Consider the following 17,362-nt stretch of genomic DNA (forward strand, 5'->3'; position numbering starts at 1 on the left):
GCTTTCCAAATGGGGATTTTCTTTCCATTAAAAAACTTAAAGGAGGAAAATACGTGTCTGACAAAATAGACATCTACGACGACAGAGGAAAACTCTTAGAAAGCGGCGTTGCAATTGAAGAGCTCGCTCCTACAAGGAACGCAGCAATTCAGCGTATCATCGGAGACACAAAGAGGACTGTAGCAGTCAACCTGGGAGGTATTCAAAAATCTCTCGCAACCGGTAAGATGGGCGGAAAGGCTCGCCACATGCCGGGACGTGAAATGGAACTCGATATTGTCGAAAATGCTGGCGCAATTGCAGATTCCGTAAAGGAACTTGTACAGATAGACGGTGACGACGACACAAACATCGAGACTCTCGGTGGCGGCAAGCATCTTCTTGTTCAGCTTCCAACCGCAAGGCTCACCGCCGGTGCTGATTACTCTTCCGCACTTACCGTAAGTGCAGCAGCAACCGTCCAGACCATTGTTGACATGTTCAACATTGACATGTTCAACGCACCTGTGGTCAAAGGAGCCGTTTGGGGCAACTACCCACAGACAATGGATATGGCCGGTGGAAACATCGCTTCAATCCTGAACATCCCACAGAAGAACGAAGGTCTGGGATACTCCCTGAGGAACATCATGACCAACCACATTGCTGCAATTACAGAGAAAAAAGCAATGAATGCAGCCGCACTGTCTTCCATCTTTGAACAGGCAGGTATGTTCGAAATGGGTAATGCAGTCGGAGAGTTCGAGAGACATCAACTTCTGGGATTTGCATGCCAGGGCCTTAACGCCAACAACGTAGTATATGATCTTGTAAAAGACAATGGCAAAGACGGAACCGTCGGTACCGTAGTACAGTCTGTTGTTGAAAGAGCAATTGAGGACAATGTAATCGAAGTCGACAACACTGCTCCTTCAGGTTACAACTTCTACAAGGCAAACGATGTATCCATGTGGAATGCATACGCTGCAGCCGGCCAGCTTGCCGCTACAATGGTAAACTGTGGTGCAGGCAGGGCTGCCCAGAATGTATCATCCACAATTCTGTATTACAACGATATCATCGAGAAAGAAACTGGCCTGCCTGGCTGTGATATGGGTAGGGCACAGGGTACTGCTGTCGGATTCTCTTTCTTCAGCCACTCTATCTATGGCGGCGGTGGTCCCGGTGTATTCAATGGTAACCACATTGTAACCAGACACTCAAGAGGATTCGCAATTCCATGTGTATCCGCTGGTGTATCCCTTGATGCAGGTACCCAGATGTTCTCCATAGAGAAGACATCCGGCCTCATCGGTGACGTATTTGGTTCAATCAAAGAATTCAGAGAACCAATAAAAGCAGTCGCTGAATCACTCTAAACGAGTCAAAAAGATTGAAGGTACCAATAATGGAAACTTCTGCTTCAGACACAAAAAAACCCATACAGATCGAGATATTCCCAAAGCGTATGATTAAACCCGATACCGTAGAGAGGCTGCTCAATAAAATTTGCAGTCTGGAAGGTATACTAAGGGCATTCATACAGGGGCCGCGCCTACCTACAAAAGTACCATTCGGACCTGCTGTCGGAACACCCGTACATCATCCATTAAGGACAAATGTACATTTTGGTGAGACCGAAATGGGCCTGGAAATACTTGTAGGGAGAATTACACTGGAACTTGCCGAAAAGGAAGTCATGGAAGAAATAAATGTGATTTGTGAAGACACACTTCCCTGCGGTTTTGACATTCGGGAAGGGCGTTTCATCCAGACAAGGCAAACAGTTTCAGATTATGCAAAAAGAGGCCCTAAAGCCGATCCTGCCTTATACGGTCTTTATGACCCGAAAAGCAAGGTCGAATCACAGGTGAACTTCCTGAGAACAAATGAAAAGGAATGATTCAGATGTTTGACCGGGAAACTCAGGTTGTAGATTGCAGACACGGAATGGGCCTTGGCAAAGGAGGCGGACTTGCCCAGAGAGGCACACTCTCCGAAGCCGGCAGAACCGACGTAGTCGCAGTTGCTATGAGTCCCGGAAGACGCCATATCACCAAGCCTGTTTGTGAACTGACTTACGGAATGCGCAAAGAAGATATACAGGTAAGTGTGCTTGTGCTCAATTCGGGATCAGGAGAACCCGATAAACAGATGAAATCTGGTTCCTTCGGTATCAACCCGGAGGAGATCAAACAGATAAACAGGCACAAGATGGCAGTCATTCATACAGGAAACATTCGTGATCACGTTGTCAGGAAAGTAAGGGAAATATTGGTCTATGCAGAAGTGCCGGCAGTGGTTGTCTGTCAGACAATCGTGGACTTTGAAGATTTTGCAAAGGCCGGTATCCATACTAGATTGGTAAAACCTCAAGATAAAAACATCCAGACAAAGGGAAAAGTGATGGAGATTGTGACTGGAGTGACGCGAGGAGAAACTTGTCCAAGAGACAAGTTAAACGAACTCGTCAAAGCAGTGAAATCCACAATGAAATCAATTGATAACAAAGGAGTGTAATCATATGGCATATGAAGCACAGTTTTATCCCGGAGCAACAAGTGTTGCGGAAAATAGAAGGAAACACATGTCCGGTAAAGTCGAAAAACTCAGGGAAATCTCTGATGATGACTTAACCATTATTCTCGGACACCGTGTTCCCGGTACAGATTACCCAAGCACCCACCCACCACTGGCGGAAATGGGCGAACCAGAATGTTCCATCCGCGAAATGGTAGAACCTACAAATGGTGCAAAAGCAGGTGACAGGATCAGATACGTACAGTTTGTAGATTCAATGTACAATGCACCTTCCACCCCATACTTCAGGTCCTACAACGCTGCAATTAACTTCAGAGGCGTAGACCCGGGTACACTTTCCGGCCGTCAGGTCGTAGAAGCCCGTGAGAGGGACATGGAAGAACTTGCAAAATTCCAGCTTGAAACCGAAATGACCTGCCCTGCACTTGCATGCCTTCGTGGTGCCAGTGTACACGGTCACTCCCTCCGCCTTCAGGAAGATGGTGTAATGTTTGACATGCTCGAAAGAGTACGTCTGGAAAACGGAACCATCATCGTCCAGAAGGACCTGGTAGGAAGACCAATAGACAAGAAGGTCGATCTCGGAAAACCAATGTCCGACGAAGAAGCTGCAAAAAGGACCACAATCTACCGTGTAGATAACGTCCCATACAGGGAGGACAAGGAAGTCCTCGAATGGGTACACAGGGTCTTTGAACAGAGAACCATGTATGGATACAAGCCAGCTGTACAGGAGTGAGTAAAATGGCAGACGACAGAAAAAGAATGTTCCAGAAAGATTTAGAAAATAAATTCACAAAGGAGCACGGCACCAACAAGATGGGCGGCGGCGACATTACGGATATGAGAATTCCATATTACCGCCTCGGTGTCGACCAGAACCCCAGGAAACTGGAAATGAAGAAAGTAGGTAAGGAGATTGCAGAAAAGAGGGGTCTTGCAGGCTACAACCCCATGATGCACTGCGGTGGTATACCCCTCGGTCAGAGAGCTCTTACACCATCCTTCATCTCCGGTAATGATGACATGATGGTCGAAAATGATGACCTTCACTATGTCAACAATGCTGCAATGCAGCAGATGTGGGACGACATACGCAGAACCTGTATTGTCGGTATGGATATGGCCCACGAAACCCTCGAGAAAAGACTGAGTATCGAGGTAACCCCTGAAACAATCAACCACTACCTCGAAGTGCTCAACCACGCACTCCCTGGCGGTGCAGTTGTTCAGGAACACATGGTAGAGACTCACCCCGCACTCGTTGATGACTGTTACGTGAAAATATTCACAGGTGACGATGAACTTGCAGACGAAATTGATGACCAGTTCCTCATCGATATTGACAAACAGTTCCCAGCAGAACAGGCAGAACAGCTCAAATCCTCTATCGGCAAGACTACCTGGCAGGCAGCCCACATCCCAACCATCGTATCCAGAACAACAGACGGAGGTCAAACCACAAGATGGACTGCAATGCAGATCGGTATGTCTTACATTGCAGCATACGGAATGTGTGCCGGTGAAGCAGCTGTGGCAGACCTTTCCTATGCAGCAAAGCACGCAGGTGTTGTTAACATGGGTGACATGCTCCCAGCAAGACGTGCACGTGCACCAAACGAACCTGGTGGTGTCACTTTTGGTAACCTTTCAGACATCATCCAGACCAGCCGTGTAAACCCGGATGACCCTGCAAACGTAACCCTTGAGGTAGTCGGTGCAGGATGTATGCTCTACGATCAGATCTGGCTCGGATCCTACATGTCCGGTGGTGTCGGTTTTACCCAGTACTCCACTGCTGCATACACCAACAACATTCTGGATGACAACCTGTACTATGACGTTGAATACATCAACGACAAGTATGACGGTGCAGCCGACAAGGGTATCGACAACAAGGTCGCCCCAAGCATGGATGTTATAAAGGATATCGCAACAGAGTCCACACTCTACGGTCTCGAGAACTACGAGAAATACCCTGTTGCACTTGAAGACCACTTTGGTGGATCCCAGAGAGCAACCGTCCTGTCCGCAGCCGCCGGTAGTGCAGGATCCCTTGCAACCGGTAACGCAAACGCCGGTCTCTCCGCATGGTATCTCTGTATGTACCTTATAAAGGAAGGTCACGGACGTCTCGGATTCTTCGGATATGACCTGCAGGACCAGTGTGGTGCAACCAACACATTCTCCTACCAGTCCGACGAAGGTCTGCCCCACGAACTCCGTGGTCCAAACTACCCGAACTACGCAATGAACGTTGGTCACCAGGGTGGCTACGCTGCAATCGCAGCCGCAGCACACGCCGGTCGTGGAGATGCATATGCACTCAACCCACTGATCAAGGTCTGTTTCGCCGACGAAATGCTCCCATTCGACTTCTCCCAGCCAAGGAAGGAGTTCGGACGCGGTGCGCTTCGTGAGTTTGAGCCTTCTGGTGAGAGATCCCTCATCATCCCGGCCAAATAAGCACAATATGAAGTAGGCGCCCTGCCTACTTCACCTACTATTTTATAACCCCCCCAATTAAATAGCTCAAAGCTTTTTTTATATGATGATCCTATTTGCTTTTGCCATAGTTACAACCATATAGTCAGGTGTTCCCATGACCGATAATACAGAGAAAAAAGTCATACCAGCAAAAGATGCCTCCATCAAACTTGCCAGCATAAATACACTCCTTAAAAATAAAGGGCTTGAAGCAATGGCAGAGGCCCTTGATCAAAATAGGAACTCAATACAAGAGGCAAACCGCAAAGACCTCGAAGCCGCTGAGCAGTTAAAAGATCAAGGGGAAATCTCACAGGCTCTTGTGGACAGGCTAAAAGTAAATGATAGCAAGATCGATGGAATGATCGCAGGTATAAAAGATGTCATGGAACTTGAAGACCCGACAGGCAAAACTCTCAGCTGCTTAGAGCTTGACGATGGACTGGAATTGTATCAGGTAAGTTGCCCGATAGGCCTTATAGGGGTTATTTTCGAGTCACGTCCTGATGTTGTTCCGCAGATCATGTCCCTCTGCCTGAAAAGCGGTAATGCAACGATCTTTAAGGGGGGAAGTGAGGCCTTAAATTCAAACCGTACTATTTTCAACATACTTAAAAATGCCCTGGAAGAAACCGGGGATATTCCTGCAACAGCCTTCCAACTGATGGAAACCCGGGAAGAGGTAATGGACATCCTGGCACTTGATTCCTATATAGACCTGCTTATACCCCGTGGGTCGAACGCTTTTGTGAAGTTCATACAGGATAACACCAGGATACCCGTACTGGGTCATGCAGACGGAATATGCCATGTCTATGTAGACAATGAAGCAGATATGGAAAAAGCGATTGATGTCTGCTATGATTCAAAAGTACAGTATCCGGCAGTGTGCAACGCAATGGAAACACTGCTTGTAAACAGTGATATCACAGGCAAGTTCCTGCCCGGAATGATCGAAAAATTCGTTAAAGCAGGTGTAGAGATCCGCCTGGATGAGAAAGCATACACTATTGCAGAAGATGCAGGCATCAAAGATGTAAAAAAAGCATCCGATGAAGATTGGAGCACTGAATATAATGATTTGATACTGTCTGTGAAAACGGTTGATTCAATAGGTGAAGCAATTGATCATATTAACAGGTACGGTTCCCATCATACGGATTGCATTGTCACCAAGAACAAGGACAAGCGCCGCACATTTGCCGATCTTGTGGATTCCTCAAGCGTCATGGTAAATGCCTCTACAAGATTTGCCGATGGTTTCAGGTATGGTAAAGGGGCAGAGGTTGGCATCAGCACAAATAAAATACATGCACGTGGACCTGTAGGAATGGAAGGTCTTTTGATATACAAGTATATTCTTCTGGGTAACGGTGACAGGGTATCCGATTATGCAGGAGATAATGCAAAACAATTTACCCACAGGAAACTGGATAAACAGATAAGCGACATCATTTGAAATAACATCCGGGGATTGTGATTTTGAGCAAGAGAAAAGTCATCCTTGACAACGCAAAAAAAGTTGTTATCAAAATAGGAACAACTTCAATAAGTAATGATTGTGGAGGATTGAATGAAGAATTCATGAAACATGTAGCCTCACAGATTGCATACCTCCACAGTCTGGGAAAAGAAGTCATTCTTGTCAGCTCTGGCTCCATAGGAGTGGGGATTGACCTGATGCAACTTGGCTGTAAGCCACGGGAAATTCCGGTCCGACAGGCAGCAGCAGCTGTTGGTCAAAATATTTTGATGCAAAAATGGATGGAGGCTTTTAGTACTTACGATCTCAATGTTGCTCAGATTCTTTTGACCTATGACTCCTTTACCAGCAGGTTAACCTATCTCAACCTTAGAAACAGTATATCCACATTACTGGAATATGGGGTAATCCCGGTTATCAATGAGAATGACAGTACCTGCGTGCACGAGATAGAAGCTACCCTTGGAGATAATGACAGGCTTTCGGCAATGGTTGCCAGCAAAATGGAAGCCGATCTGCTGATACTCCTATCGGATATTGATGGTTTATATGATAAAAATCCTAAAAGGCACAAGGATGCTGTATTACTGAAAACTGTGTCTGAGATTACACCAACTATAGAAAGTTATGGAGGGAGCCCTTCAAGTACAAAAGGGACCGGTGGCATGAGGACAAAGATAGATGCTGCCAAAATATGCAATATGGCAGGCTGCCATATGGTAATTGCAAACAGCTCTATCCAAAATGCAATCCTCAAAATAATGGAGGGTGAAGAAATCGGCACCCTGTTTTTAGCTGAAGGAGAAGTCCATAAGAACCGCATTCGATGGATTTTACTTGCTCATTCCTCAGGCACAATCGTGGTAGATGAAGGAGCCAGAGATGCGGTAAGAAACCGCATGAGTCTCCTGCCTTCGGGTGTAATTGGTTTAAAGGGTGATTTTGATCGCGGAGATATAGTAAAACTCGAGTGCAACGGGCAGGTATTCGGGAAAGGAATTACGGATTACACCTCAGATGAATTGCAGAAAATAAAGGGGAAACATACCAATATGATAGCAGATATCCTGGGATACAAAAATTATGACAATGTTTTAAACAAAGATAACATAGGGCTTTTTAAAGAAGGATTTAATATATAAGTATTAATATATAGCGTGTTAATAGCATCCTCACCAATATAAGCAAGGGATTTACAAAGACCTCTTGCATCCATCAAAGGTTTCAGCGATTTGCTCGCTAAAGGCGAGTAAGGAGTAATTAACAACAAGCAAAAAGACGCCTTGTTTACAATAATCAGGAATTGTGATAGGCTACAGCAACATGTCAAAGCTCTTCTCTATGCCAGTGAGGACTGCAGTCAGAACGTAACATACAATTTTAAAGATCGTGTATAAAGTCCCTTCTCGACAAGGTCCTGATACCTTGGCTTTTGCCCACTATAAATAAAAAGCAAAGAACAGTTTCAATCCTGTTCTTCAAAATACCTTTTTGCAAGTAGCGATGTTCCCGCAAGAGTAACTCCTGCCAGGAATATACCTATTAAGAGGCTTTCTGCATTGAAATCCTGCCAGGAATGGACAGAAGCCCACATACCACTTCTCGTAACAAAAGTTGCAAAAATTACAAGTATAAATGAGAAAATAGCCATTGCTGGCGCCAAGAACCTGAACTGTCCCTGTCTGCCGTATATTGTATGCAGATAAGCTGTCGCGGTTATCCAGGGAATCAGCGAAGAGGTCTCAACCGGATCCCAGCTCCAGTACCATGCACCCCAGCCAAGAACCTCATAGGCCCAGAAACCACCCAGACCTATCCCTGCAGTCAGGAATAACCAGGAAATCCGCATCCAGTTATTGGCGATTTTGCGCCAGCTGCTGTCATTAAGGAGCAGACCCGCAATAGCAGATGTAAAAGGAATAGTAAAAGCTGCATAACCCAAAAAAAGGATGGGAGGATGGATAGCCATCCAGGGATTGCGAAGCAGCGGATTCATGCCCTGTCCATCTGTTAGGTGATAGGGATGGATAAACGGATTCCAGTTGCTTACCATAATGGAGCCGGCTTTTGAGTAATATACTGCAAACGGATTGTCAAGTACAAGCAGCATGAGGAATACCGAAAGAATACCCAGGGACAGTATCCTTGTGACCGTGAATACGTTTCCTGTAGAAAAGCGGGAGGCATACCTGAGGACCAAAAGCATAACCGAAATGGCCCAGGCCCACAACAAAAGTGAACCTTCCTGACCTGCCCAGAAAGCTGAAAGACGATAGTACGTGGAAAGATCAAGACTGGAATGAGTATAAACATACTCAAAGAACGCGGCAACATCATAAAGATAGTACATCAGCATGACAGAGGCAACTGTGACCAAAACAGCACAGGTAATTTCAAGTCTTGATGAAAGTATCCGGTACTTCTCATCTTCCCTGCGAAAACCCAGGTATGAATAGACCATAGCAAGCAAACCAAAAAGAAATGCCAACCATATAATAATCATACCAAAATTCATGTGACCACCTCATTTTCACTGTCTGGCAACACTGTACTTCCAAGAAGCAGTATGAACATACCCCCAAGCATTATGTAAATACCAGCCCATAGAAAACTGATAAATGGAACTACCCGCAGATACAGGTCAACTTCTCCGGATTTTTCATCGAGGGCTTTGGGGGCAATAAAAACCTCTTCCATGATTCCGCGGTCAATATATGTAGAAGTATAGGTCTGCCTCCATTTTATATCGGTTATATACCTAACTGTACCCCTGTCAAACTCATTCCCGTCTTTGGAAATTATAAGACCAACATCCGTTGCATAGGATGAACCGGGATATTTGTCATAGGGAGTACCTTCAAAATTTGAGTTAATACCCATCACACTTACAGAATAAGGAATCCCTTCAAATGCCGTTTCTTCACCAATGCTAACTACAGCTGAATCTTCTACTTTCATTGCTGAACTGAAAATAGTACCGAATATCACCAGCAAAATCCCAATATGGATAATGTGAGCACCTATTCCCTTGAAACGGGATTTGCCACTGCGTTTTCTGGTAACATGAACCAACCGGTACAGCGATGCCGCAAAAACAACAAGCATGGGTATTATAGAAATGTCTACAAGCAGTTTCCCGGTCGGAGAAAACACTGCCATAAGCACAGACAATAGAATTATACCTCCAAGCAGGATACCAATATACCTGCTGGAGATATGGGTGACAAGCATGCAGGCACATAGCAGGATAACAAGTAAACCGGCAATCGGTGCTGCCCTGTTATTAAAATATGTTGCATCCATACCTATTTGCATACCACTTAGGAACTGAACCACGAGGGGCGTCAGCATTCCAATAGTTATCAAAGCTGCAAGTATCCCGAATGCTGTCACAGTTACGAAAATAAGGTTTTTTCTGGAAATGAGATTTTGGATATCCATGTAAACAAGCCTGTCCTGTAAGAAATATATTAGCAGAAAGGAAGTTTTTCAGGTATAAAGGAGTTTGCACATTTTAGTTCACACTGTTAATTGTTTAAACTGATAGCGATTCTACTCAAATAAATAAAGTTCAGGGATCTGTTCAAATTTCACCCCTCCATACAGGAATAAAACAGCAAACCCTTATATAAAAACGAAAATAACTGAGGTCAAAAGGGGCTGATCAAGACGCTTGATACAATTATTCTCGCTGTGTGGCTAATGGTGCCTGCCTACCTTCCAAGTCCTTTTGCAGCTCTTTTGGGAGGAGGAAGACCCATTGATGGCAAAAGGACCCTGGGTGACGGAAGAAGGATACTTGGTGACGGAAAAACGATAAGGGGATTTGTCGCCGGAAGTTTAATGGGAATCCTCGCCGGGATTCTACAAACGTGGATTGCCTTTACCAGAATCGAGTTTATGGGGATTAGATTACCACCTTTTGGGGTTACAATCCCGGATGCAATAATTCCGATTGCTACTCTTTCGATTGGCTCGCTCCTTGGTGATATGACAATGAGTTTTGTTAAAAGGAGGATCAATCTGAAAAGAGGAGCTCCTTTGCCAATTGCAGATCAGCTTGATTTTGTAGCAGGCGCCTGGATATTGACCTACCTGGTAGCCCCACAATGGTTTGTTGCAAATTTCACCCTGAATATCATTATAGTGTTACTTATACTAACACCCCTTTTACACATAGGGACCAATATAATAGGTTACGTACTTGGAATCAAGAAAGAACCCTGGTAACCTCAGGAGATTAATGCCATGCAGGAAAACAATGAGAAAAATGAACTCATAGAGGCTCTCAATAAGTGTGAAGCCCTCAAGTTCGGCCGGTTTACCCTTGCCTCGGGGAAAGACAGCAAATATTACGTAGATATAAAAAAGGCAATTTCAGACCCTGTAACCCTCAAAAAAATATCTGATATTGCTTCAGCCAGGATTGATCTTTCTAAAACAAGTCGTATTGGAGGAGTGGCCCTTGGAGGAGTTCCTCTTGCAACGGCTGTCTCCCTGAAAACAGAGATTCCCCTTTTACTCGTACGCAAGGATGCAAAGGCCTATGGAACCAGGGGAAGATTTGTAGGTGATCTGGAAAAAGGAGATAAAGTCATACTGATAGAAGACGTTACCACAAGTGGCGGATCTGTTCTTGAAGCGATCAATCTTCTCAGGGACTTCGGTGCCAGTGTCGATGAAGTGATTACCGTTGTTGACAGGGAAGAAGGAGCAGAAGCAAATTTGTGGAATGAAAATGTGACATTGAATCCGCTTGTGAAAGCATCCGATCTGCTCAAAGAAGAATAAGCAGCAAAAGCGGAAAGTATTTATCTAATTATCCGGAATGCTCTATTCTAATAATAATTGTTTACAACACAAATTTGCATAATATAAATGAATAATTAGCAACGTGTTTTATAGGATTTTTAATCAGAGAGGTCTACAGATGAATGTTTTGCTTATCGGTGGAGGCGGCAGGGAACATGCCATTGCTGAAGCCATCTCCAGAAGTAAGAGAGAGCCGCAACTGTATGCAATAATGAGCAAAAAAAATCCCGGTATAGCAAAGCTTTGCAGGGATTTCTTACTTGAAAAAGAAACAAATGTGGAAAAAGTGGTTGAATATGCCACTTCGCAAAAAATAGACATTGCATTCATAGGTCCGGAAGCACCTCTTGCAGCCGGCCTTGTAGATGCTCTTGAAAAAGTTAAAATACCTTCCGTGGGTCCGAAAAAGGATGTTGCCCAGATTGAATTCGATAAATCGTGGTCAAGGACTTTCATGAAGGAAGAAAATATCGAGGGATGTCCTGCTTTTAAAGTCTTCAATGATGAAAATGGATTGAAAGAATATATCGAGGAACTTGGGGATGTCGCCATAAAACCCGCCGGGCTTACCGGAGGAAAAGGCGTCAAGGTTATAGGTGATCAACTGCCGGATACTACAGATGCCTATGAATATGCACTTGGCATCCTCGAAAAAGATAGTGTGATTGTTGAGGAGAAACTGAAAGGAGAGGAATTCACCCTGCAGGCATTTGTGGATGGAAGCACTCTTGCCTTTACTCCCTGCGTACAGGACCATAAGAGAGCTTTCGAAAATGACCTTGGACCAAACACCGGCGGGATGGGAGCCTATTCCGACACCGATGTAATCCTGCCTTTCATGATGGTAGATGATCTGGAAAAGGCCAAAGCCATAATGCAAAAGACCGTAGAAAAACTCTGTGAGGTTACAGGAATTCCATATCAGGGCATCCTTTACGGCCAGTTCATTCTTACCAGTAAAGGACCAAAGGTTATAGAATTCAATGCGCGTTTCGGAGACCCCGAAGCTATGAACATAATGCCTCTGCTTGAGACCGATATACTTGATGTCATGGAAGCTATTGTGGAAGGGCGGCTGGAAGATCTCGATGTGGTGTTCAGCAAGAAGGCAACTGTGTGTAAGTACGTTGTCCCTGCAGGGTATCCGGATAACCCGGATTCAGATAAAGAAATAGTTTTCGGGGATATGGGCGATGCAATTTTGTTCTATTCCAGCGTAGATGAAAAGGATGGGAAAATCTATACCAGCACATCTCGCGCCGCAGCCGTTGTCGGTATCGCTGATTCCATAAGCAAGGCTGAAAGAATAGCACAGGATGCACTTGAGAATATCATCGGCGATTTGCATTCACGCCGGGATATCGGTACCCGGGCTCTTGTACGAAAGAAAGTCACACATATGAATAAAATAAGAGAGCAAAAACAGAGCTGATATAATGAAACATGTCCTGTCAATGACGGACCTTTCCAAAGAAGATATACTGGATATATTGGAGACTGGAGAGGATCTTAAAGAAAAGAGAATTAAGGGCAAGGTCACTGATCTACTGAAAAACAAAAGCCTTGCGATGATCTTTGAAAAATCATCTACCAGAACCCGGGTTTCCTTTGAGGTGGCCATGAGTGATATGGGCGGCCATTCCCTCTATCTTAACCAGAGGGACATGCAGATAGGAAGAGGAGAAACGGTTGCAGACACCGCAAAGGTCCTTTCCGGGTATGTAGCAGCTATTACTGCCAGGGTGAACAGCCACTCAACCGTGGAAGAACTCGCAGAACATGCTACTGTGCCTGTGATCAATGCCCTCTCCGATAAGGAACACCCCTGCCAGATCCTGGCAGACCTGTTGACAATCAAGGAGTACAAAAGCACACTGGAAGGCCGGAAACTTACCTGGGTAGGCGATGGCAACAATGTGTGCAATTCAATGATACTGGGTTGTGCCATGGTAGGAATGGAGATTGCTGTGGCCTGTCCTGATGGTTATGAACCGGACGATGATATCGTAAGTATGGCACGTGAAATGGGGGGTAAGGTTGAGATCCTCAGGGATCCGATAGAGGCTTCTACTGATGCTGACGTTCTCTATACCGATGTCTGGATATCCATGGGAGACGAAGGGGAAAGGGATAAAAGGCTGAGTGACCTGGCGGATTACCAGATTAACAGTAATTTGCTTGATGTCGCAAAGAATGATGTGATCGTCATGCATTGCCTACCGGCCCACAGGGGAGAGGAGATATCGGCCGAAGTTATGGACGGTACCCATTCCGTAGTTTTCGATCAGGCAGAAAACCGGTTGCATGCACAGAAAGCCCTGATATTGAAACTTATCGGATGAGAAGTAACTCATCCGTTTGTTCCTTTTTCATTTTAGTGATCCTTTATATTTTTTAATGCCATGCTCAGAGTCACCCCTCGTTGGAAAAACCAGGCAAAAGAGGCTATATAGAAGCCATGCGTTCTGTTGATAAGGGAGAAATGCAAATTCTAACCCTTGCCGGAGGTTAAAACTTCCGGCTTACAACCTCCAAAAACAGACTCCTATATTTAGATGTCAGGGTGAAATATCCCTGACTACTATTCATCCAAGACCAAAACCCTTAAGAATCAAAAGCCCTATCTATAGCCAGAAATCGTGTGCGAGGGTTGCCCAGCCAGGCCAAAGGCGATAGGTTCAGGGCCTATTCTCGTAGGAGTTCGAGGGTTCGAATCCCTTCCCTCGCACCAAATCCTAATTTTTAACGTACTGCCTCCGTGCCATCAACGTGGTGTTTAGACAGTTTCGTACAGTCGTTCTTGCATTTGGTTGATGTCATTGGGGTTCAGGCCAAATGTATCCTTGAGGATCCTTTCAACTCCCATAGTAGTTATTATACCATTGGAATTAAGCATTTCTGCCCGGATGGCCTCCGTGAAATCCTCCACGGTAACAGAATCCGTCACAAGGATTTTAAAGATCTCCAAGGAACCACGGTACTCTTTCACCTTGACACCGAGATTGTGATAACTTTACTTACACCTGTGCGTTCAGCGATGGATTTTACCTGTACTCTTTCACCTTGACACCGAGATTGTGATAACTTTCTTTCTTGCAGTGGGGGCATGTGGTGAGTGTGTAAATATCAATTCCTCCGATTTTCAGATTTTACCTCTATGTATGTCCAACATGTAGGCACAGAAACCGCGGATATGGGAAGTTTCGCCAAACTTTTCCAAATGCTCAAGGAACTCAACACCTACCTTTTGCACTAGATCTCTGGATGCAACACGGTGTTCAGGGGGTATATCTTTAGATGTCATACTATTGACCTCAGTTTCTTTGGTAGATCTCTCATTCTGTACTTGCTCAAATAAACCGTTTCACTTTCATACTTTTGTGGGTTGGCCTTCTGGTATATCCTGTGGAGTTCTTCCAGGGAAACATCCTGCTTGAACATGTGGTCATGGTTACATTTCCACACAAGGCCTATACCGTCTTCAGTAGTCCGGACGCTGTGGCAGTCGCACAGATCGCCACACATGCGGCATTCACGGCTTCCTTTCTTTTCAGTGTGGTCTATCAAGCCCACCAGCCATTCATCGAATGGTTGCTTAACGGTCCTCACAAAGACCGTGCCTTTACATCCTTTTCTTGTGTTTGCCATAATATTCCTCTTTGTTTACTGATTACAGTATACAGTATATAGTAATCACTATATATAGTTTGCTGTTTGTGGTATACAGCATTAATTATAAATGCAATCGAACCATATTCTCCCCGGTGATTCATTTATGAAAGAACAACCAAGAACCGAAAACAGAGCCCGCTTTGCAGTACAGTACACAGATGAGGATTTTACCGAAGCTGTTGAAGAAGCACTTGAAAAAGCAACTGTTTCTGCTTCAGATGTTGCGGAAATTGTGGGATGTAATCCCAGGTACGCCAAGGACAGGCTGTTGAAACTTGCAGAAGAGGGCAAACTCGAGGCAGAAATGAAAGGTAAGGGCTGGGGCTTCAGGTTGGCCAGGGATTGAAGACGAAACAGATATGTACAGGTCTAACGGTTAACAGATGTACCTGGTCCTGTGAGGTAGACTATTGAACATAAGACAATTCCACGAAAGCCTGCAGACAATAGATATCGATAATATAACGTTTAGCAAGCATTTCGTGAAAAGAACCAAAGAGCGAGGATTAGACCATCTCACCGATCTGGCCACTTCACATAACATGATATCCACAGAAGATCCTGCAGGGATTGTGGACCAGGAAAATAACAAATTTCAAGTACTTTACAGGCATAACGATAAATACGACGTGGTTATTATCATTGCAGTAAGAAGCACCAACCCCTTCAAGGTTTCATTGGTGACATGTTTTCCACGGGAAGTTGAAAGGAGGATCAAGTAAATGAGCGGCGATGTAGTTCATTATGAACATAGTCATTTTGATTACGATTGGCTAAATGACAGCATGTACATTTATCCCCGGGACCGTAAATACAGATCCTCATTGATGTTAGATGATATCATCCTTGACGTGGACGAAAATAACAAGTTTGTCGGGATTGAAATACTTGATGCATCCAGGAAATTCAATATCAGTAAATATGAGATGCGTGAACCTGTGGAACTGAATGTTAATTTTGAAGTAGAAGACGGTAAACTTACTCTCAACCTTAAAATGACTTTTGTAAAAAGGAATCATCCCGTTGCAAAGACTGTTTCCGTTACAGGTAACAACGAGATGAATTTGTCCCCAGGGTCAACCACCCTGGCACTGGCATAAATATCATTCACCGGTATCCAGCAGATGTCGGCTTTTTCCTACCCGTTCATCTCCCGGATGCACCGGCTCCACATGTGCCACTTTCTTTTTCTTATCTTTGTCTTCAATTTCTTGCTCTTGCTTATTCTCTTTTTCCACCATAATAGACCACCTATACATAATTAGCACTGATTAAAGATAGTAGAGGCTGAGAACTCATCCCCTAAAATCAGATGATGATACCACTATATCTACATTCCTCTTGCGCGGCCCATCCAGTTCCACAAAAAAGATACTCTGCCATGTACCAAGTTCAATGTTTCCTTTCCTCACAGGCATCGTTTCGCTGTTTCCCAGGAGAACTGCTCTTAAGTGGGCATCTGCATTGTTATCTATCCTATTGTGATAGTAGTCTGCATTTGAAGGAACCAGTCTTTCCAGCAATTCCATAATATCAGAAACCAGGCCCGACTCGTGTTCATTGACAATTATCGCACACGTTGTGTGGGAAGTACTAATCGTACACATTCCTTCATCGATATTACTGCTTCTCACTACACCGGACACTTTATCGGTAATATCCACGATTTCAACACGCTTACTGGTGGACAATTGCATATAATCCTCCATTATCAACTCACAAATCATCACTGAATGCTTTTTCAACTACTCCTGCTGCTATATTTTCAGCTAGATGGCGTCTATAGTAGGGATAGGTTACAAGACCCTTTGTAGTATCATTAAAGGTGAGTTGCCCATGTCGCAATAGCTGATAACCATCCATAGAAGAAAAGACAACCGGCTTATCATAATCATCAATCAGCATATCCAGGTATTCCATGTTGCCTGTGCGGGAATAAACAAATTCCACATCCATAGTTGCAGTTGAGTAAAACGGATTGTAGAAAATATCTGGTTTATTAACAACAACAGCAAGTGCAGTACTGTCATAAATAACCGGTTGCATTGAAACTGTTTCCACTTCAAATCCTTTTTCTTCAAGAAGGTCTGCAATCTCATCTTCAAGAATTACAGAAAATCCATTCTTGCCATTTAAATCAAGGTAAACAACACCTGTCGGAGCCGGATCGGATGAATCGGGCTGGGAGAATGAATAGCCACTTATCTTTTGATCGACTCCTGTATTTGAAGTAGAAGCGCTTGCATCCACAAATGCCAGAAATAGCGCAAATATTACAAAAACGACAAATGAAACTATCAGAATACGACTATTTATTAGGTTCATAATTGATCACAAGGTCCCCTACCCATCTCTCACATCAAAATGAACAGTTGCAAATATATAAAT

22 protein-coding genes and 1 tRNA gene are annotated in these 17,362 nt (G+C 44.4%); 15 read left to right on the forward strand and 8 right to left on the reverse strand.

Translation table 11 applies throughout. The annotated features are described in order from the left end of the window. The first annotated feature begins 53 nt into the window (after positions 1 to 53). The 7 genes from mcrB to proB all read left to right on the forward strand — a co-directional run bounded on the left by mcrB (position 54) and on the right by proB (position 7,632). The gene (gene mcrB / locus A9957_RS05610; RefSeq protein ID WP_096712231.1) at positions 54 to 1,358 is read left to right on the forward strand and encodes a coenzyme-B sulfoethylthiotransferase subunit beta; all 1,305 of its coding nucleotides are present in this window, start codon (positions 54 to 56) and stop codon (positions 1,356 to 1,358) included. A 29-nt stretch (positions 1,359 to 1,387) separates the two neighbouring features. After that, entirely contained in the window at positions 1,388 to 1,882 is a 495-nt protein-coding gene (gene mcrD / locus A9957_RS05615) for a methyl-coenzyme M reductase operon protein D (RefSeq protein ID WP_096712230.1), read from the forward strand. Between the two features lie 5 nt (positions 1,883 to 1,887). Next, positions 1,888 to 2,499 carry a methyl-coenzyme M reductase I operon protein C gene (mcrC, locus tag A9957_RS05620; RefSeq protein WP_096712282.1) on the forward strand — a complete coding sequence of 204 codons (612 nt, stop codon included), beginning with the start codon at positions 1,888 to 1,890 and terminating at the stop codon, positions 2,497 to 2,499. A 4-nt stretch (positions 2,500 to 2,503) separates the two neighbouring features. Continuing rightward, positions 2,504 to 3,259, forward strand: coding sequence for a coenzyme-B sulfoethylthiotransferase subunit gamma (gene mcrG, locus A9957_RS05625; RefSeq protein WP_128754439.1), 756 nt, complete (start codon positions 2,504 to 2,506; stop codon positions 3,257 to 3,259). A 5-nt stretch (positions 3,260 to 3,264) separates the two neighbouring features. Further along, positions 3,265 to 4,986 carry a coenzyme-B sulfoethylthiotransferase subunit alpha gene (mcrA, locus tag A9957_RS05630; RefSeq protein WP_292343474.1) on the forward strand — a complete coding sequence of 574 codons (1,722 nt, stop codon included), beginning with the start codon at positions 3,265 to 3,267 and terminating at the stop codon, positions 4,984 to 4,986. 136 nt (positions 4,987 to 5,122) lie between these two features. Then, positions 5,123 to 6,466 (forward strand): glutamate-5-semialdehyde dehydrogenase, encoded by a 1,344-nt coding sequence (locus A9957_RS05635; RefSeq protein ID WP_292343476.1) that lies wholly within the window; start codon positions 5,123 to 5,125, stop codon positions 6,464 to 6,466. Positions 6,467 to 6,489: 23 nt separating this feature from the next. Then, positions 6,490 to 7,632, forward strand: coding sequence for a glutamate 5-kinase (gene proB / locus A9957_RS05640; protein ID WP_292343478.1), 1,143 nt, complete (start codon positions 6,490 to 6,492; stop codon positions 7,630 to 7,632). A gap of 323 nt (positions 7,633 to 7,955) precedes the next feature. On the opposite strand, the gene ccsA is transcribed toward proB, so the two are convergent. Further along, the gene (gene ccsA, locus A9957_RS05645; RefSeq protein ID WP_096712225.1) at positions 7,956 to 9,005 is read right to left on the reverse strand and encodes a cytochrome c biogenesis protein CcsA; all 1,050 of its coding nucleotides are present in this window, start codon (positions 9,003 to 9,005) and stop codon (positions 7,956 to 7,958) included. Next, positions 9,002 to 9,931: a cytochrome c-type biogenesis CcmF C-terminal domain-containing protein gene (locus tag A9957_RS05650; protein ID WP_105460660.1), complete on the reverse strand. Its 930-nt coding sequence runs from the start codon at positions 9,929 to 9,931 to the stop codon at positions 9,002 to 9,004. The genes ccsA and A9957_RS05650 overlap by 4 nt, the downstream gene beginning before the upstream one ends. 240 nt (positions 9,932 to 10,171) lie before the next feature. Here A9957_RS05650 and A9957_RS05655 point away from each other — a divergent pair, with 240 nt between their 5' ends. The 5 genes from A9957_RS05655 (at position 10,172) to A9957_RS05675 (ending at position 14,033) form a co-directional block, all read left to right on the forward strand. Continuing rightward, entirely contained in the window at positions 10,172 to 10,720 is a 549-nt protein-coding gene (locus tag A9957_RS05655; RefSeq protein WP_292343501.1) for a CDP-2,3-bis-(O-geranylgeranyl)-sn-glycerol synthase, read from the forward strand. Between the two features lie 18 nt (positions 10,721 to 10,738). Further along, positions 10,739 to 11,281 carry an orotate phosphoribosyltransferase gene (pyrE, locus tag A9957_RS05660; protein WP_292343480.1) on the forward strand — a complete coding sequence of 181 codons (543 nt, stop codon included), beginning with the start codon at positions 10,739 to 10,741 and terminating at the stop codon, positions 11,279 to 11,281. A gap of 139 nt (positions 11,282 to 11,420) precedes the next feature. Next, entirely contained in the window at positions 11,421 to 12,734 is a 1,314-nt protein-coding gene (gene purD, locus A9957_RS05665; RefSeq protein ID WP_096712221.1) for a phosphoribosylamine--glycine ligase, read from the forward strand. 1 nt (position 12,735) lies between these two features. Then, on the forward strand, positions 12,736 to 13,644 hold the full coding sequence (gene argF, locus A9957_RS05670; protein WP_096712220.1) for an ornithine carbamoyltransferase: 909 nt from the start codon (positions 12,736 to 12,738) through the stop codon (positions 13,642 to 13,644). Between the two features lie 301 nt (positions 13,645 to 13,945). Continuing rightward, a tRNA-Leu gene (locus A9957_RS05675) sits at positions 13,946 to 14,033 on the forward strand. A 45-nt stretch (positions 14,034 to 14,078) separates the two neighbouring features. Here A9957_RS05675 and A9957_RS05680 read toward each other — a convergent pair. From A9957_RS05680 to A9957_RS05690, 3 genes are all read right to left on the reverse strand, one after another. Next, positions 14,079 to 14,270 carry a hypothetical protein gene (locus A9957_RS05680; protein WP_132130892.1) on the reverse strand — a complete coding sequence of 64 codons (192 nt, stop codon included), beginning with the start codon at positions 14,268 to 14,270 and terminating at the stop codon, positions 14,079 to 14,081. 174 nt (positions 14,271 to 14,444) lie between these two features. Continuing rightward, positions 14,445 to 14,606 (reverse strand): hypothetical protein, encoded by a 162-nt coding sequence (locus A9957_RS05685; RefSeq protein WP_165868961.1) that lies wholly within the window; start codon positions 14,604 to 14,606, stop codon positions 14,445 to 14,447. Next, positions 14,603 to 14,950, reverse strand: coding sequence for a hypothetical protein (locus A9957_RS05690; RefSeq protein WP_096712218.1), 348 nt, complete (start codon positions 14,948 to 14,950; stop codon positions 14,603 to 14,605). Before A9957_RS05690 ends, A9957_RS05685 begins: the two co-directional genes overlap by 4 nt. Positions 14,951 to 15,077: 127 nt before the next feature. On the opposite strand from A9957_RS05690, the gene A9957_RS05695 reads away from it, so the two are divergent. The 3 genes from A9957_RS05695 (at position 15,078) to A9957_RS05705 (ending at position 16,074) form a co-directional block, all read left to right on the forward strand. Then, entirely contained in the window at positions 15,078 to 15,320 is a 243-nt protein-coding gene (locus tag A9957_RS05695) for a transcriptional regulator (RefSeq protein WP_096712217.1), read from the forward strand. Between the two features lie 64 nt (positions 15,321 to 15,384). Next, the gene (locus A9957_RS05700) at positions 15,385 to 15,696 is read left to right on the forward strand and encodes a hypothetical protein (protein ID WP_096712216.1); all 312 of its coding nucleotides are present in this window, start codon (positions 15,385 to 15,387) and stop codon (positions 15,694 to 15,696) included. Beyond that, complete coding sequence (locus A9957_RS05705) at positions 15,697 to 16,074, forward strand: DUF2283 domain-containing protein (protein WP_096712215.1); 378 nt, start codon at positions 15,697 to 15,699, stop codon at positions 16,072 to 16,074. It begins immediately after the preceding gene. Positions 16,075 to 16,077: 3 nt separating this feature from the next. Here A9957_RS05705 and A9957_RS05710 read toward each other — a convergent pair whose 3' ends face one another. The 3 genes from A9957_RS05710 to A9957_RS05720 are packed head-to-tail and all read right to left on the reverse strand — an operon-like array spanning position 16,078 to position 17,299. Further along, positions 16,078 to 16,215 (reverse strand): hypothetical protein, encoded by a 138-nt coding sequence (locus A9957_RS05710; protein ID WP_165868962.1) that lies wholly within the window; start codon positions 16,213 to 16,215, stop codon positions 16,078 to 16,080. 54 nt (positions 16,216 to 16,269) lie between these two features. After that, positions 16,270 to 16,671: a secondary thiamine-phosphate synthase enzyme YjbQ gene (locus A9957_RS05715; protein WP_292343482.1), complete on the reverse strand. Its 402-nt coding sequence runs from the start codon at positions 16,669 to 16,671 to the stop codon at positions 16,270 to 16,272. 19 nt (positions 16,672 to 16,690) lie between these two features. Continuing rightward, positions 16,691 to 17,299 (reverse strand): hypothetical protein, encoded by a 609-nt coding sequence (locus A9957_RS05720; RefSeq protein ID WP_105460666.1) that lies wholly within the window; start codon positions 17,297 to 17,299, stop codon positions 16,691 to 16,693. Between the last annotated feature and the right edge of the window lie 63 nt (positions 17,300 to 17,362).

Source organism: Methanohalophilus sp. DAL1, from assembly GCF_001683555.1.
Taxonomy (GTDB): domain Archaea; phylum Halobacteriota; class Methanosarcinia; order Methanosarcinales; family Methanosarcinaceae; genus Methanohalophilus; species Methanohalophilus euhalobius.